The 14,286-nt window shown below is 66.1% G+C and carries 16 protein-coding genes; 10 read left to right on the top strand and 6 right to left on the bottom strand.

Going from position 1 to position 14,286, the window contains the following annotated elements:
• Window positions 1-144: 144 nt before the first annotated feature.
• Genes urtB through ACFWU5_RS08100 form a run of 5 tightly spaced genes read left to right on the top strand, consistent with a single transcriptional unit; the run spans window position 145 to window position 4,369 of the window.
• Entirely contained in the window at window positions 145-1,029 is an 885-nt protein-coding gene (urtB, locus tag ACFWU5_RS08120; RefSeq protein WP_266293973.1) for an urea ABC transporter permease subunit UrtB, read from the top strand.
• Window positions 1,026-2,153, top strand: a complete 1,128-nt coding sequence (gene urtC / locus ACFWU5_RS08115; protein ID WP_379266568.1) for an urea ABC transporter permease subunit UrtC — start codon at window positions 1,026-1,028, stop codon at window positions 2,151-2,153. The genes urtB and urtC overlap by 4 nt, the downstream gene beginning before the upstream one ends.
• A complete protein-coding gene (urtD, locus tag ACFWU5_RS08110; protein ID WP_379266567.1) occupies window positions 2,150-2,941 on the top strand; it encodes an urea ABC transporter ATP-binding protein UrtD in 792 nt (263 codons plus the stop codon). Before urtC ends, urtD begins: the two co-directional genes overlap by 4 nt.
• A gap of 4 nt (window positions 2,942-2,945) precedes the next feature.
• Entirely contained in the window at window positions 2,946-3,638 is a 693-nt protein-coding gene (urtE, locus tag ACFWU5_RS08105; RefSeq protein ID WP_379243599.1) for an urea ABC transporter ATP-binding subunit UrtE, read from the top strand.
• Window positions 3,639-3,652: 14 nt separating this feature from the next.
• On the top strand, window positions 3,653-4,369 hold the full coding sequence (locus tag ACFWU5_RS08100; protein ID WP_379266566.1) for a GntR family transcriptional regulator: 717 nt from the start codon (window positions 3,653-3,655) through the stop codon (window positions 4,367-4,369).
• On the opposite strand, the gene ACFWU5_RS08095 is transcribed toward ACFWU5_RS08100, so the two are convergent.
• A complete protein-coding gene (locus tag ACFWU5_RS08095; protein WP_379266565.1) occupies window positions 4,370-5,287 on the bottom strand; it encodes an NERD domain-containing protein in 918 nt (305 codons plus the stop codon). It lies immediately after the preceding gene.
• 199 nt (window positions 5,288-5,486) lie between these two features.
• Here ACFWU5_RS08095 and ACFWU5_RS08090 point away from each other — a divergent pair, with 199 nt between their 5' ends.
• Window positions 5,487-6,035 (top strand): carboxymuconolactone decarboxylase family protein, encoded by a 549-nt coding sequence (locus tag ACFWU5_RS08090; protein WP_379266564.1) that lies wholly within the window; start codon window positions 5,487-5,489, stop codon window positions 6,033-6,035.
• A gap of 89 nt (window positions 6,036-6,124) precedes the next feature.
• Window positions 6,125-6,502 (top strand): VOC family protein, encoded by a 378-nt coding sequence (locus ACFWU5_RS08085; RefSeq protein ID WP_379243607.1) that lies wholly within the window; start codon window positions 6,125-6,127, stop codon window positions 6,500-6,502.
• Here ACFWU5_RS08085 and ACFWU5_RS08080 read toward each other — a convergent pair whose 3' ends face one another.
• The 4 genes from ACFWU5_RS08080 to lpdA all read right to left on the bottom strand — a co-directional run bounded on the left by ACFWU5_RS08080 (window position 6,503) and on the right by lpdA (window position 9,902).
• Window positions 6,503-6,826, bottom strand: coding sequence for a hypothetical protein (locus tag ACFWU5_RS08080; RefSeq protein ID WP_379266700.1), 324 nt, complete (start codon window positions 6,824-6,826; stop codon window positions 6,503-6,505). It lies immediately after the preceding gene.
• 94 nt (window positions 6,827-6,920) lie between these two features.
• Window positions 6,921-7,541 (bottom strand): polysaccharide deacetylase family protein, encoded by a 621-nt coding sequence (locus tag ACFWU5_RS08075; RefSeq protein WP_379266699.1) that lies wholly within the window; start codon window positions 7,539-7,541, stop codon window positions 6,921-6,923.
• A gap of 122 nt (window positions 7,542-7,663) precedes the next feature.
• Entirely contained in the window at window positions 7,664-8,158 is a 495-nt protein-coding gene (locus ACFWU5_RS08070; protein WP_379266563.1) for a L,D-transpeptidase, read from the bottom strand.
• Window positions 8,159-8,498: 340 nt separating this feature from the next.
• Window positions 8,499-9,902 (bottom strand): dihydrolipoyl dehydrogenase, encoded by a 1,404-nt coding sequence (lpdA, locus tag ACFWU5_RS08065; RefSeq protein ID WP_379266562.1) that lies wholly within the window; start codon window positions 9,900-9,902, stop codon window positions 8,499-8,501.
• A gap of 323 nt (window positions 9,903-10,225) precedes the next feature.
• Here lpdA and ACFWU5_RS08060 point away from each other — a divergent pair, with 323 nt between their 5' ends.
• Window positions 10,226-11,269 carry an AraC family transcriptional regulator ligand-binding domain-containing protein gene (locus ACFWU5_RS08060; protein ID WP_379266561.1) on the top strand — a complete coding sequence of 348 codons (1,044 nt, stop codon included), beginning with the start codon at window positions 10,226-10,228 and terminating at the stop codon, window positions 11,267-11,269.
• Window positions 11,270-11,526: 257 nt separating this feature from the next.
• Window positions 11,527-12,555 (top strand): NADP-dependent oxidoreductase, encoded by a 1,029-nt coding sequence (locus ACFWU5_RS08055; protein WP_379266560.1) that lies wholly within the window; start codon window positions 11,527-11,529, stop codon window positions 12,553-12,555.
• 82 nt (window positions 12,556-12,637) lie between these two features.
• On the opposite strand, the gene ACFWU5_RS08050 is transcribed toward ACFWU5_RS08055, so the two are convergent.
• Window positions 12,638-13,612: a dipeptidase gene (locus tag ACFWU5_RS08050; protein ID WP_379266559.1), complete on the bottom strand. Its 975-nt coding sequence runs from the start codon at window positions 13,610-13,612 to the stop codon at window positions 12,638-12,640.
• A 138-nt stretch (window positions 13,613-13,750) separates the two neighbouring features.
• Between ACFWU5_RS08050 and ACFWU5_RS08045 the strand changes: the two genes are divergently transcribed.
• Window positions 13,751-14,281, top strand: a complete 531-nt coding sequence (locus tag ACFWU5_RS08045; RefSeq protein ID WP_379243619.1) for a hypothetical protein — start codon at window positions 13,751-13,753, stop codon at window positions 14,279-14,281.
• Window positions 14,282-14,286: the final 5 nt, after the last annotated feature.

The raw sequence follows: 14,286 nt of genomic DNA, 5'->3' as shown, positions 1-14,286 counted from the left end.
GGTGTCCGGTCTTGCCCTCCCCCCCTCCCGGTTCCGCCTTTCCTTCGGTTGGGTCATCGCCCTAAACTTATCGCCCATTACCTGGTGGGGGGGGGCGCTTTGCCCCCCCCCACACCTCTCCCCATTTCCAAGGAGTCCACTGCAATGGACGTGCTGATCAGTCAGCTCTTCACCGGGCTGAGTCTGGGATCCATTCTTCTGCTCGCCGCGCTCGGCCTGTCTTTGACCTTCGGTCAGATGGGCGTGATCAATATGGCGCACGGCGAGTTCATCATGGCCGGTTGCTATACCACTTATGTTGTGCAGCAGGTCTTCTCGTCGGCCGGAGTGTCGCTGGTCGTGTCGCTGCTGATGGGCTTCCTCATCGGTGGCCTGCTCGGCGCTGCCCTGGAAATGGGGCTCATCCGCTACATGTACGACCGCCCGCTGGACACCCTGCTGGTCACCTTCGGTGTCGGCCTGGTGCTGCAGCAGGCCGCGCGTGACATCTTCGGCGCACCGGCCAAGAACGTGCTGGTACCCGAATGGCTCAGTGGCGGAATCACTATCGCGGGTGCGGTGGTGCCCAAGACCCGCATCTTCATTCTCGTGCTGGCGATCGTCGCGGTGACCACCCTGGCCGCCGTGCTCAAGACCACGCCGATGGGCCGACGCATTCGCGCCGTCGTCCAGAACCGCGGCTTGGCCGAAACCAGTGGCATTTCAAGCCGTTTCACCGATATCAGCACGTTCTTCATCGGCTCCGGCCTGGCGGGCGTCGCCGGTGTGGCGCTGACGCTGATCGGCTCGACCAGCCCCACCATCGGCCAGAGCTATCTGATCGACGCGTTCCTGGTCGTCGTGATCGGCGGCCTGGGCCAGATCAAGGGCACGGTGATCGCGGCGTTCGCGCTGGGCCTGCTCAACTCGTTCATCGAATACTCCACCACCGCGTCCATCGCGAAGGTGATCGTGTTCGTGTTGATCGTCATCTTCCTGCAGGTCCGCCCGCAGGGCCTGTTCACCGTGCGGACGAGGAGCCTTGCATGACCGCGCTCACCGAACGTCTCCGCGCCTACCCGCGCGCCACCCCGCTGGCCGGTTTCGCGGTCGCCGCGATTCTGCTGTTCGCTGTGGCCCCAGCGGTTTTGAGCGACTTCCGCTTGAACCTGCTCGCCAAGTTCCTGTGCTTCGCCATCGTGGCCGCCGGCATCGGATTGGCGTGGGGCCGTGGCGGAATGCTCACCCTGGGCCAGGGCGTGTTCTTCGGCATCGGCGCCTACATCATGGCCATGCACATGCAACTCGCCGACGCCGCACGCCTGGGCAACGACGTCCCCGAGTTCATGGAAATCTCCGGCATCAGCGAACTTCCGACCTTCTGGCAGCCGTTCAGTTCCGCGCCGGTCGCGATCCTGGGCATCCTGGTACTGCCCGCACTGGTCGCCGCCGTGCTCGGCTACGGCGTGTTCAAGCGTCGGGTGCGCGGCGCCTACTTCGCGATCCTGAGCCAGGCGTTGGCCGCGGCGCTGGCGATCCTGCTCACCGGTCAGCAGGCCATCGGCGGCTTCACCGGCCTGTCGGACTTCCGCGCGTTCTTCGGCTTCAAGCTGTCGGACCCGGCCAACCGCCAGATGCTGTTCTTCATCACCGCGGGCGCACTGCTCGTGGTGGTGGCGCTGATCCGTCAGCTCAACCGCAGCCGCTACGGCGAACTGCTGGTCGCGGTGCGTGACGCCGAGGAACGCGTGCGTTTCCTCGGCTACGACCCGGCCAATATCAAGATCGTCGCGTATGTGGTGGCGGCGTTCCTGGCCGGTATCGCGGGCGCGCTGTTCACCCCGATCGTGGGGATCATCTCCCCCGCCGACATCGGCGTCATCCCGTCGATCGCCTTCCTGATCGGCGTGGCCATCGGCGGCCGCACCACCCTGCTCGGCCCGATACTGGGCGCGATCGGCGTGGCCTGGGCGCAGACGTCGCTGTCGGAACAGTTCCCGTCTGGCTGGACCTACATGCAGGGCATCTTGTTCATCGTGGTCGTCGGTTTCATCCCCGCCGGGCTGGCCGGTCTGTGGCCGATGGTCAAGGGCTGGCTCGACAGCCGCAAGAAGGTACCCGCTCCGGAGGAACCCGCCGCCGACGTCACCCTGGAGAAGGTGGAAGCGCGATGACACACGAACCCAAAGCCGGCGGCAACGCGGGCATGGACAGCGACTACCTCGAAATCCGTGGCCTGACAGTCAGTTTCGACGGCTTCAAGGCGGTCACCGATGTCGACCTCACGGTGCTGCAGGGTGACCTGCGGTTCCTGATCGGCCCGAACGGCGCGGGCAAGACCACGCTGATCGACGCCATCACCGGTCTGGTTCCGGCCACCGGTTCGGCGCAGAAGCAGGGTGTGGAACTGCTGGGCAAGAAGGTGCACCAGATCGCGCGGCTGGGCATCGGGCGCACCTTCCAGACGGCCAGCGTGTTCGAACAGCTGACGGTGTTGCAGAACCTGGATATCGCTGCGGGAGCCGGTCGTTCGGCACTCTCCTTGCTGCGCACGCGCAAGTCGGTGCTGCCGAGCATCGAAGAGGCTTTGGAGACAACAGGTCTCACCGCACTACGCGACAAGCCCGCCGGCGTCCTCGCGCACGGGCAGAAGCAGTGGCTGGAAATCGGGATGCTGCTGGTCCAGAACGCCTCGGTGCTGCTGCTCGACGAACCTGTCGCAGGCATGAGCGCTGAGGAGCGCGAAGAGACCGGAAACCTGTTGCGGCGCATCGGCAGTGACCGCGTGGTGATCGTGGTGGAGCACGACATGGACTTCATGCGCTCGTTCGCCACCTCGGTCACCGTCCTCGCGGGCGGCAAGGTGCTCAGCGAGGGCAGCGTCGAACAGGTGCAGGCCGATCCGAAGGTGCAAGAGGTCTACCTCGGTACCGCGAATCTCGTTGCGCTAGAAAAGGAGTAGTCCGATGCTCGAGCTACACGACATCCACGCCGGATACGGGCGCACCGAGGTCATCCACGGCATCAGCATGACCGTGCCCGACGACTCCGTGGTCGCCATCATGGGCCACAACGGCGCGGGCAAGACCACCCTGCTGCGCACCGCGGTGGGCCTGCTGCCCACCAAGTCGGGCACCATCACGTTCAACGGCGAGAAGATCACCAAACTCTCACCGTCGCAACGGGTCAAGCGCGGCATCGGCTACGTGCCGCAGGGTCAGCAGAGCTTCGGCCAGCTGACCACCGCCGAAAACCTGCAGGTGGTCGCGGACGGTCGCAAACGCGGCAAGGCGCTGATCGACGAATCCCTGGACCTGTTCCCCGCCTTGAAGGACCTGCTCACCCGCAAGGCCGGTCTGCTCTCGGGCGGCCAGCGTCAACAGCTGGCCATTGCGCGCGCCCTGATCACCGAGCCGAAACTGCTCATTCTCGACGAACCCACCGAGGGCATCCAGCCGTCGGTTGTGGCCGAAATCGAGCGCACCATCATCGAATTGACGCAGCGCGGCGGTTTGAGCGTGCTGCTGGTGGAGCAACACATCGGCTTCGCCCTGCAGGCCGCGCAGCAGTACTACGTGCTGCATTCGGGGCATCTGGGCTCGACCGGGACGGGCGGGGCCGGCGCGGAATCCGCGGTCCGCGCGGCGATGGCCATCTGAACGCAGCCGGTCACATGGCAGACAGGGCCGGTCCGGCGAAGCGGGTACCGCTTGCCTCCCGCGTCTACGACGAGCTCCGGCGTGACCTCGCCACGGGCGAACTGGCTCCGACCGAACGGCTGCGCGCCGAACGGTTGGCCCGCCGCTACGGCGTCTCGCGCACTCCGGTGCGCGAGGCGCTGGCCCGCCTGCAAGCCGATGGCCTGGTGCAACGGCATTCCGACGGTTTATACCTCTACCGCCCACGCCTGAACGAGCTCGACGAACTCTACGAGCTACGAATCGTGCTGGAATCCCGTGGTTTTCAGCGCACAGCAAGTTCAGTCCACGCACCGACGCCCGGACACGACCTGCCCACCGTGCGCGCCGAACTGGCACGCTGGCTCCGATACCGCGACGCCCCACCCGAACCCGGCCCCGACCTGGTCGCTGCCGACGAGCAATTCCACACCGAACTCCTCAGGGCCGCAGGCAATTCCGCACTCGCCGAAGCACTCACCGCGATGTACCTGCGCGTTCGCCCGGTCCGCACCATGGACATGCCCACCGCCGAACGAGTGGCCGCGATGACCGCCGAGCACATCACCATCGCCGAACAGGTCCTGTCCGGTGACACCGAACAGGCCCTGCGCACCCTCACCGCCCACCTGGATTCCTCCCGCGCCCACGTCCGGGTGCGTGCCGAGCAGGCGATCGCGTTCACCAAACTCGGTCGCGCCGTGCGGGATTGATCAGCAGTCGGTCTGGAACGGCCAGCACGCGGTCTTGCGCGGCGTGACAGGCGCGCTGGTCGTCGACGGACCGAGCACGGGCGCACGAGTGGTCGAGGTCGTCTGCGAGGTATCCGACATCGGCCGCGTCTTGGGCGATTCCTGCAGCAGCGCCATGCCCACCACCAGGAAAACCACGAACACCCCGATCAACGCCGCCACGAAAACCGCTACGCCGACCAGCTTTCCGCGCCGCGAGGGATCCACCGGCGGCGGGGGCGCGCTGACCTTGCGCACCGGCCGCACCTGCGGCGCCACCGGCGTGGGCGCGGGGCGATTGGCCGCGAAACCCTCCTCGGCCAACTCCGCGCGCGACGGCACCTCCCCCACCCCGAGCGCGGTGCACGTGTTGATCACCCGATCCACAGTCCACTCGCGCGGTGCCGCCGAGAACCCCTCGAGATAGACCCGAAGCTCGTGCGCGTCAACGGTATTGGCGACCAGCACGTCCAGCCCGGGTCGCAGTGTCGTGCGCGCGGGCCGCACGACCACGCCCCGGTACGGCACGAGTATCACCGCACCGCACACGTGCTTGCCCTCTTGCAGCGCCTGTTCCAACGCCACGCGCACCGCGTGTACCCCGTGCTCGACCTGGTCGGTGAGCGCGTTCGTGGATTCGTCTTCTAAATCCAGCGGACTGTCGCTGATCTTCCAGCTGCCGTCGGTCGCGACGGTGAGCAGCCCGCTCTGCCGTCGCCGGAAGCCCCTGACCTCGAGTACGGTGATCCCGCGCGGGGTCACGATCACCGCGCCCAGCCGCCGATCACCGACCTGGCAATCGACCAGCGCCAGCCCCGTACTCGGATAGTCGCGCAGGCATTCCACGAGCTCGCGCTCGGCCCCCGTGAGCTGCGCCCCAGGCCTGATCCGAACCAGCATGTGCGATGTTCCCCTACCAGTGCTGCGATCTCACCGCCGCTGCGCGCTGCGGTACCCACCGATCATGACGCGCAACTGTTCCGAAAACCACTGGAAACCAAAGAAAACCGGCACGAACACAGGACCGACCCCCGTGGCCGGAACCGGCGAGTACGCTCCGATTCGGCCGACGATGCTGCATACGACAGGTGGACCAACGATGGATTCAGTGCCCCTACCACGCGTTTCTCCGGGACGACTCGGTGAACTAGGCCCGATCAACTGGGTTGTGTGGCAAGTACTTTCCCGCGCGTCGGGCACCGACGACGCGCACCTTTTCAGCACCCTCGGACGCACCGGCGGACTGTTCCGCGGCTGGCTGCATTTCTCCGGCAAGCTCATGCCCGGCGGTCGCCTGCCGCGTGCGGAGGCCGAATTGGTGATCCTGCGGGTGGCGCACCTGCGCGAGTGCGGTTACGAGACCGACCACCACAGGCGACTGGGGCGCAAGGCGGGCCTGAGTGCCGTCGAGATCGAGCGGGTTGCCGCAGGTCCGGACGCCGAAGGCTGGACACCTCGGCAGCGGGCGCTGTTGGCGGCCGTGGATCAGCTGGTGACTACCCGAAACGTGGACGACGCGGCGTGGGCCGAGCTGGCCGCGCACTTCGACGAGCGGGTCCTGATCGAGATCGTGCTGCTGATCAACCAGTACGAGGGCCTGGCCTCGACCATCACGACCTTGCGCGTCGAACGGGACACCTTCAAATAGTGTGACCCAGGTCATATGGCGGGGCGGCCCGCGATCTCCCAGAGTGAAAAGCGTACAAAGTACGGAGTTCATGGTCCCGAGGAGAACTTATGCAGATCACCGCTTCCGCCGTCTCGCTCAATGTCGCCGACCCGCAGGCCTCGGCCCAGTTCCTCATCGACCACCTCGGCTTCACCGAGAAGATGGCCGCCGACGGGTTCGTCGCGCTGTCGCGGGAAGACGCGGGCATGGACGTGATCTACCTACGCACGGGCCTGCGTTCGTTCAAGCCCGCCCGCATCGCCGGCAGCGCGGGTGACGGGCTGCTGGTGGTGTTCGTCGTCGACGACATCGACCGCGAATACGACCGGCTGCGCACCGAGGGCGTCCCGATCGAAACGCCGATCGAAACCGAGGAGTGGGGCGAACGCTACTTCCAGATGACCGACCCCAACGGGATCATCATCCAGCTCGTCCAGTGGGTCTGATCAGCGGCGCGCGACCCGCAACGCCGCCACGATCATCGGAATCTGCAACGGCAACCGCGCCAACACCCCGGCCTTGAAAGCCTTGGGCGCCTTCGGATTACCGACCACATCGACGGTCATCTGAATGTTGGCGGGGAACACACCGATGAACAACGCCGCGGCCAGCCAGCCGCCGAGCCGACGGGTGCGCGGCACCGCAAGCGCGGTGGCAACGCCGAGCTCGGCAACCCCGGACGCATACGTGTAGGTCCGCGGGTTGCCGGGCAGCTGCGGGGGCACGATCTTGTCGAACGGCTTGGGTGCCACGAAGTGCAGAGTGCCCATCACGAACAAAAGCCCACTCAACCAGGAGTGTGCACGTCGACGGGGTGTTTGATCAGCCACGCTGCCGAGCCTAGCCGTTTTTCGATAGGCGAGGTCAGCGGGCGAGAAGGTCCGAGACGGTGACGAATCGGTAGCCCTGTGCACGCAGTCCGTTGACGATGTCCGGGACCGCCGCGGCGGACTCGGTTCCCTGCATCACGTGCAGCAGGATGATCGAGCCCGGCCTGGTCTGCGCGAGAGCGTCGCCGACGATGGTCTCGCGGGAGGCCCCGCCCGCGGAATCGGGCTCCACATCCCAGGTCACCGTCGTGCGGTCGTGCTCGGCCAGGTAATGCGGCAGCGCCCACAGTTTCTTGCCGTACGGCGGGCGGAAAGTGATCGGTCCCGCGAAGCCGGTGCGGCGGATCTCGGTGTCGGTGCGCTCGATCTCCTCACGCACGGTGTCACCGGAAATCAGCACCATGCGACGGTGCGTATACGAGTGATTGCCGATCTCGTGCCCGGCCGCGGCGATGGCCGCACCGTATTCGGGATGCGCCGCCAGGGATTCGCCGATCAGGTAGAAGGTGGCGGGCACCTTCAGTTCGTCGAGCATCCGCAACACCTCGGGCGTGCGCTCGGTCGGCCCGTCGTCGAAGGTCAACGCGACGACCTTCTCCTCGGTGGCGACCCGGTCGACCAGCCGCCCCTGCAGCTGATAGGTCCGTGAATTCATCAACACATACAGACCAGCCACGACCGCCAGCACCACAACGATCCCGACAACCCCGCCGACCAGCCACTTGCGCACCGGCAAACGGTAACTCACCGGGTCATCCCCGGTGAGTCAGGACGTTTCTACACGATCACCTGGGCGATATCGCCCGGATTCAGATAGTCGAAGAAGCGGTGCGCACCGTCTTCGGTCATGCGCACACAGCCGTGTGATTGCGCTTGGATCGGGCCGACGTGAAATGCCATGTCGCCGTTGAAGAATGTCGCCCAGCGCATCGGCGCGTTGTGCATCGTGCTCCAGTGGAATTCCCGCTTGAACGACACGCGGGTCACCGCGGGCGGGGTTTCGAAGCCGGGCATGCCGTGCGAGATCGGGGTGGGTCCGAAGATCACCCGACCGTTGTCGACCAGCCACGCCTCGTTCGTCGACAGTCGCATACACACCCTGGCTTCGACCACCGGGCACGGGGAGGCGGTGGGGATGATCGAGGGGACGCCGGGAACATCCGGCCCACCTGGGAAAAGGGGTTCAGCCACGGCTGGTGTCACCGTGCCGAGTCCGGCCACAGCGACCGCGATAACCGCCGCGATTCGTGCTGTCCAACCGACAATGCTCATTCGATTCGTACCCTCTCAACCGTGCCCGCCACCTCGGCGAGACCCGGGTGAGGGGACCATCTCATGGAACACAAACATGTCGAACACGAGCGTGGAACAACTACCTGGAGGTGCAGTTGATCATCGGCCACGGAACGGGATTCACCAAATCAACGCGCCTTCCCGCCTCCCCGCGTATTTTGCGTGCCGTCCGGCAATTCGACTGTTTGTTCTCGGTCTCGCGTCAGGTGCGAAACGGTTCGGAGTCGGCTGGGGAGTTACCCATGTTCTCGCGTGATCACGGGAGGCTACGAAAGGGCCGGGCACGCGATATCCGCGCACCCGGCCGCCATCGAACACCTCAGAAGTTGATCATGTGTCCCGCGAGGCCGTGCACAGCTTCCTGCACCGCTTCGCTCAGCGTCGGGTGCGTGTGCACATTGCGGGCCACCTCGTTGACCGTGAGGTCCCACTTCTGGGCCAGGGTCAGTTCGGGCAGCAGCTCCGACACGTCGGGGCCGATCAGGTGGCCGCCGATGAGTTCGCCGTGGGCGGCGTCGGCGATCAGCTTCACGAAGCCGGTCGGGTCGCCGAGGCCGTGCGCCTTGCCGTTGGCCTGGAACGGGAAGGTCGAGACCTTCACGTCGTAGCCTTCGTCGCGGGCCTGTTCCTCGGTGAGACCGAAGCTGGCGACCTGCGGCTGGCAGAAGGTGGCGCGCGGCATCATCCGGTAGTCACCCAGCGTCATCGTCTCGGCGCCGCCGATGGTCTCGGCCGCGACCACGCCCTGTGCCTCGGCCACGTGGGCGAGCTGCAGCTTGGCGGTGACGTCACCGATCGCGTAGATGTGCGGCACATTGGTGCGCATGTAGTCGTCGATCTCGATGGCGCCACGGTTGGTGAGCTCCACGCCGGTGGTCTCGAGGCCGTAGCCCTCCACGCGCGGGGCGAAGCCCACAGCCTGCAGCACCTTGTCGACGGTGACGGTCTCGATCGCGCCGGACTTGTTGTCCTTGATCTGCACGGTGACCTTGGAACCGTTGTCGTCGATCGACTGCACGGCCGCACCGGTGGTGATGGTGATGCCCAGCTTCTTGTACTGCTTGGTGATCTCCTTGGACACGTCCGCGTCCTCGTTGGGCAGCGCGCGATCCAAGTACTCCACGATCCGCACGTCGACGCCGTAGTTCTTGAGAACGTAGGCGAACTCCATGCCGATGGCGCCCGCGCCGACGATCAGGATCGAACCGGGCAGGTCACGGGTGAGGATCTGCTCCTCGTAGGTGACCACGTTCTCCGACAGCGAGGTGCCGGGCAGCAGGCGGGTGGTGGTGCCGGTGGCGATGATGACGTTGTCGAACGTGAGCGTCTCGACGCCGCCCTTGGTCAGGTCGACATCGATCGAGTTCGGGCCGGTGAACACACCGAGACCGTCGTACTCGTCGATCTTGTTCTTCTTCATCAGGAAGTGCACGCCCTTGACCCGACCGTCCGCCACCTTGCGGCTGCGGTCGAAGGCGGCACCGAAATCGAAGCTGACGTCACCGGAGATGCCGAAGGTCTTGGCCTCCTTGGTGAAGATATGGGCCAGCTCGGCGTTGCGCAGCAGTGCCTTGGACGGGATGCAGCCCACGTTCAGGCACACGCCACCCCAGTATTTCTGCTCGACAATCGCTGTTCGCAGGCCGAGTTGAGCGGCACGGATCGCGGCGACATATCCGCCGGGACCAGCGCCGAGAACGACGACATCGTAGTGGGAAGTCACGTGAACGAGCCTAACTCTGTTTCGCGAAGTTCACCCACCCGTCCCCCACATCGGTGAGATGCGCGCGAACACGGAGCCACTACTGCTGGTCAGTCGATCACCAGGCTATGAGGGATTTTTCTACTCGGGCGATGTTTGCGTGAAGCCTGGTGATCGACTGTCCAGAACGGCCGTTGCGCCAGATCTGGGATTACTGTCGGAGTTGTGAGGGCAGTGAGCGGGCGAGGGTTGCCCGACGGTGTGCACGTCGGAGCTGTGAGGACCGGCAGTGAACAGCCGAGCGTTGCCCGACGGTGTGCACGTCGGAGCTGTGAGGACCGGCAGTGAACAGCCCAGAGTTGCCCGACAGTGTGCCCTACGTCGACGACTCCGCCGCGGGTTCAGGAATCGGCAGTCGACTCGACGGCACGGTGTCGACCCACTTGGTTCGGTTGCTCGTTCAGGCCGCACGTGCAGCGGGGGTGGCCGAAGCGCAGTTGACTCGCGTCCCCGGCACCGACGACGTGGTGTTGCGCGGTGAGCTGAACCGGATTCCGATGAGTTCGCTGGTGCGCCTGTGGGAGTTGATCGCCCATACGCGTCCGGGGGCGGGGGTCGCGGTGGCCGCCGCCGCACCGATCGGCACGCTGAACACCTGGGACTACCTGGTGACAAGCGGTGCGACACTGACCGATTCGCTGCACCGCGCCCAGCCGTATCACCGCCTCGTCACCGGCGCCGCGGAGAGTTTCGATCTGTCCGGCGACGGTGATCTCACCATCGGCTACCGCACCTCCGCCGGTGATCCCGCGGTGGCGGCGGTGGTCAACGAGTACGTGCTGGCCTACTACCTGCGGCGCGCCCGCGAGGCCACCGGACGCTCACTGGTCCCCACGCGGGTGAGCTTCGGCCACAGCGCGCCGCCTGATCGGTCGGCATTGCTGGCCGTATTCGACACCGCCAGCATCGAATTCGACGCGGAGTCGGACTCGATCACCTTCCACGCCGACGACGCCAATGCCCCATTGCACCGCAGCGACCCGATGCTCGCAGACCTGATGCGCAGCCACGCCGACCTGGTCCTGGCCTCCGCTCGCACCATCGCCGACCCCCTCGACACCTTCCGCATCGCCCTCGAAGCAGCCCTCGACGCCGCCGACCCCACCCTGCCCCGCGTCGCGAAATCCCTTGCGATGAGCCAACGCACCCTGCAACGCCACCTCGCCGAACACGGCACCACCTGGCGCGACGAACTCGACATGCTCCGCTACGAACGCGCGAAACTCCTACTGGCCCAAGGGCTCACCCGAACCGCGATTGCCCACCGCCTCGGCTTCACCGATGACCGCGCCCTCCGCAAAGCCTTCCACCGCTGGACTACCGGGTGATGCGCGCGGACCGCGGCTACTTCTGCTTCACCGAGGCCGATAACGCGATGCCAGCTCGCTGATCCGCCCTCATTCCCAGCTAGCTGAGTCCACCCGATCGATCTGTCGGCCCCTGCGACGAGTTGGTTCGCCGTTGCGATACGTGGCGCGAATGGACCGAGTGGTGGCGTCCAAGGACCTCGATCGAGCCGATCGCGCCCCATAACGTTGTCATCACCGGCGAGAAACACCGGCTGACCTGGAAAGAAGGCCCGATAATGTCGAACACGACCACCCGCGCGCTGCCCACCTTCACCCGCGAGATCCATCTCGCCGCCCGGCCGAACGGAGCACCGGTGGCAGGCGATTTCGCGCTGGTCGAGCGGGAACTGGCCGAGCTCGCGCAGGGGCAGATCCTGGTCCGCAACACCTGGATGTCGGTCGACCCGTACATGCGCGGCCGCATGGACGACAAGGTGTCCTACATCCCACCGTTCGAACTCGGTGCGGCCCTTGATGGTTCGGCCATCGGCGAGGTGATCGCCTCCCGTTCGGCGGATATCGCGGTCGGCGCGACGGTCTCGCACTTCGCCGGCTGGCGTGAACATGCCATCGTCGACGCCGCCACCGCCACGGTCATCGATACGGATCTCGCTGCGCCACAGCATTTCCTGAGCGTGCTCGGAACCACCGGCCTCACCGCCTACGCCGCACTCACCGAGGTCGCCCCGGTGAAGCCCGGCGACACCGTGTTCATCTCGGCGGCCGCGGGCGCGGTAGGCAGCGTAGCCGGGCAGATCGCCAAGGCACTGGGCGCGAAGCGGGTGATCGGTTCGGCAGGCGGTGCGGTGAAGACCCGAAAGCTGCTCGCGGACTTCGGCTTCGACGCCGCCATCGACTACCGCGCGGGCGATCTGGCCGGGCAGCTGGCGACGGCCGCACCCGAGGGCATCGACGTCTACCTCGACAGTGTCGGCGGCGAACACCTGAAGGTTGCCATCGAGGCGCTCGAGCAGCACGGCCGCGTCGCCCTGGTCGGCGCGATCAGCGGCTACAACGGCACCACCACCCAGCAGACCCCCGACCTCTACCTCGCGGCGACCAAGGAGATCACCCTGCGCGGCATGCTGGTGACCAGCTACTTCCCGATCTTCGCCGAATACATCGCCAAGGCCGCGACCTGGCTAGCCGACGGCACCCTACACACCACCGAAACCGTCTACGAAGGCCTCAACCAGGCCCCCGCAGCCCTCCTCGGCGTCCTCACCGGCGCCAACACCGGAAAGATGCTCGTCCGCCTCGCCTAGGTTTCAAGATCACCACGCTGTGGTGGCGGCATCTCGCGAGAGGCTCCCGCCACCAGAGCGTGGTGATCACTCGTCCATCACGCTAGGCGCGCCAGACCTGGGCGGCGATGCGGGCGAAGTTGCCGCCGAAGACTGCTGCGCGCTCGGTGGGGGTGAAACCGCGGTCGGCCAGCAGGTCGCCCAGGCCCGGTAGGTCGGATGTGCCGAGGAGGTCTTCGGGTGGGGTCCATTGGAGTGGCCCCCACTGGGTGTAGGCGGCGGAGAAGGCGGCGGGGTTTTCTTGGATCTCGTCGTTGAATTGTTCGCCGTCGAAGGAGTAGTCGGAGCCGATGCCGATGTGGTCGATGCCGAGTAGGTCCACGCCGTAACGGATTTGGTCGGCCATCGCGGCCAGGCGTTGCAGGCGCGCGGCGGGTTCGTTGAAGCCCAGGAAGATGCCGACGCCGTTGATGCCGATCACGCCGCCGGTCGCGGCGCACGCGCGGGCCTGTTCGTCGTCGATGTTGCGTGGATGTTCGTGCAGGGCAGCGAAATTGGAATGGCTGTAGATCATCGGCTCCGAGGTGTGGGTGGAGATGTCGAGGCCGGTGCGGCGTGAGCAGTGCGAGCCGTCGGCGAACATGCCGACCTCGTTGAGCTTGCGTACCAGGTCTTTTCCGTAGCCGGTCAGGCCGGTGTCCACCGTGTCGAGGCAGCCGCAGCCTGCCGCGTTGGCGTGGTTGTAGGTGGGCAACAGGGAACGCACGCCCAGGCCGTAGAACAGGTCGACATTGTCGAGGTCGCCTTCCAGCGGCGCGGAGTCCTCCAGGTCGAAGGCCAGCGCGATCACGTCGGGGGCACCGATGTCGGCGACGGTGTCCACCAGCCGGAACCGCGGATCATCCTGCGCCTGGCCCCGGAACTGGTGCAGCAGCGCCAGCGAGTCGGCCTTGCCCTCCCCCGAATACCCCACATTCACCGACAGATACGACCCCAGCGGATACCGTGCCAGATCCTCGATCCGCGCCGTCGGCCGCAACGGCAGACAGCAGTGCTGCTCCCACAGGAACACATCCACCTCCGGTTGATTCGTGACCTGTGATCGTACGTTTCGCAGCGCATTCGACACCGGACCGACGCTAACGCGATGTCTGATTCGTCCGATAAATCAATACTCCGACCCCGACCTAGGGCCCCCGATCAAAGGCGGTGCGACATGCGTCGCTTCCTCATCCTCCTAGCTTCCCTGGCAACCTTCCTCGGCCTGGCCATCCTGCCCGCGGCCGCCACCCCGTCCTACTGCGGACTGGTGTGGGGTTCCCAGGACAAATCCGATCCGAACTACTCCGCAGGCACCCTCACCAACGTGCGCGCGGGCCGTCACCAATGCTTCGACCGCATGGTCGTGGACGTGGCGGGCCCGGCGGCGGGGTACACGGTGCGCTACGTCGACACCGTCACCGAAGACGGTTCCGGCGCGGTCGTTCCACTGCGTGGCGGCGCGTTCCTGCAGGTCACGGTCAACGCGCCGGCCTACGACAGCGCCGGCAACATGACCTACTGGCCGCCGAACCGCACCGAACTTGTCGACGTCAACGGCTATCAAACGTTCCGCCAGCTCGCCTGGGCGGTGTCGTTCGAAGGCCAGTCCCGGATGGGTCTGGGCGTGCGTGCCCGGCTGCCGTTCCGCGTCATGACGCTCGAGAATCCGACCCGCGTGGTCGTGGACGTCGCCCACTATTGGTGACCACC

This window comes from Nocardia sp. NPDC058640 (assembly GCF_042716995.1).
GTDB lineage: Bacteria > Actinomycetota > Actinomycetes > Mycobacteriales > Mycobacteriaceae > Nocardia.
This window is presented reverse-complemented; position numbering and strand designations above follow the sequence as displayed.

What these genes read in the sequence shown, in the direction of transcription:
- urtB (WP_266293973.1), top strand. Translation starts at nt 145, where the DNA reads ATGGACGTGCTGATCAGTCAGCTCTTCACCGGGCTGAGTCTGGGATCC.
- urtC (WP_379266568.1), top strand. Translation starts at nt 1,026, where the DNA reads ATGACCGCGCTCACCGAACGTCTCCGCGCCTACCCGCGCGCCACCCCG.
- urtD (WP_379266567.1), top strand. Translation starts at nt 2,150, where the DNA reads ATGACACACGAACCCAAAGCCGGCGGCAACGCGGGCATGGACAGCGAC.
- urtE (WP_379243599.1), top strand. Translation starts at nt 2,946, where the DNA reads ATGCTCGAGCTACACGACATCCACGCCGGATACGGGCGCACCGAGGTC.
- ACFWU5_RS08100 (WP_379266566.1), top strand. Translation starts at nt 3,653, where the DNA reads ATGGCAGACAGGGCCGGTCCGGCGAAGCGGGTACCGCTTGCCTCCCGC.
- ACFWU5_RS08095 (WP_379266565.1), bottom strand. Translation starts at nt 5,287, where the DNA reads ATGCTGGTTCGGATCAGGCCTGGGGCGCAGCTCACGGGGGCCGAGCGC.
- ACFWU5_RS08090 (WP_379266564.1), top strand. Translation starts at nt 5,487, where the DNA reads ATGGATTCAGTGCCCCTACCACGCGTTTCTCCGGGACGACTCGGTGAA.
- ACFWU5_RS08085 (WP_379243607.1), top strand. Translation starts at nt 6,125, where the DNA reads ATGCAGATCACCGCTTCCGCCGTCTCGCTCAATGTCGCCGACCCGCAG.
- ACFWU5_RS08080 (WP_379266700.1), bottom strand. Translation starts at nt 6,826, where the DNA reads ATGGGCACTCTGCACTTCGTGGCACCCAAGCCGTTCGACAAGATCGTG.
- ACFWU5_RS08075 (WP_379266699.1), bottom strand. Translation starts at nt 7,541, where the DNA reads ATGAATTCACGGACCTATCAGCTGCAGGGGCGGCTGGTCGACCGGGTC.
- ACFWU5_RS08070 (WP_379266563.1), bottom strand. Translation starts at nt 8,158, where the DNA reads ATGAGCATTGTCGGTTGGACAGCACGAATCGCGGCGGTTATCGCGGTC.
- ACFWU5_RS08055 (WP_379266560.1), top strand. Translation starts at nt 11,527, where the DNA reads ATGTCGAACACGACCACCCGCGCGCTGCCCACCTTCACCCGCGAGATC.
- ACFWU5_RS08045 (WP_379243619.1), top strand. Translation starts at nt 13,751, where the DNA reads ATGCGTCGCTTCCTCATCCTCCTAGCTTCCCTGGCAACCTTCCTCGGC.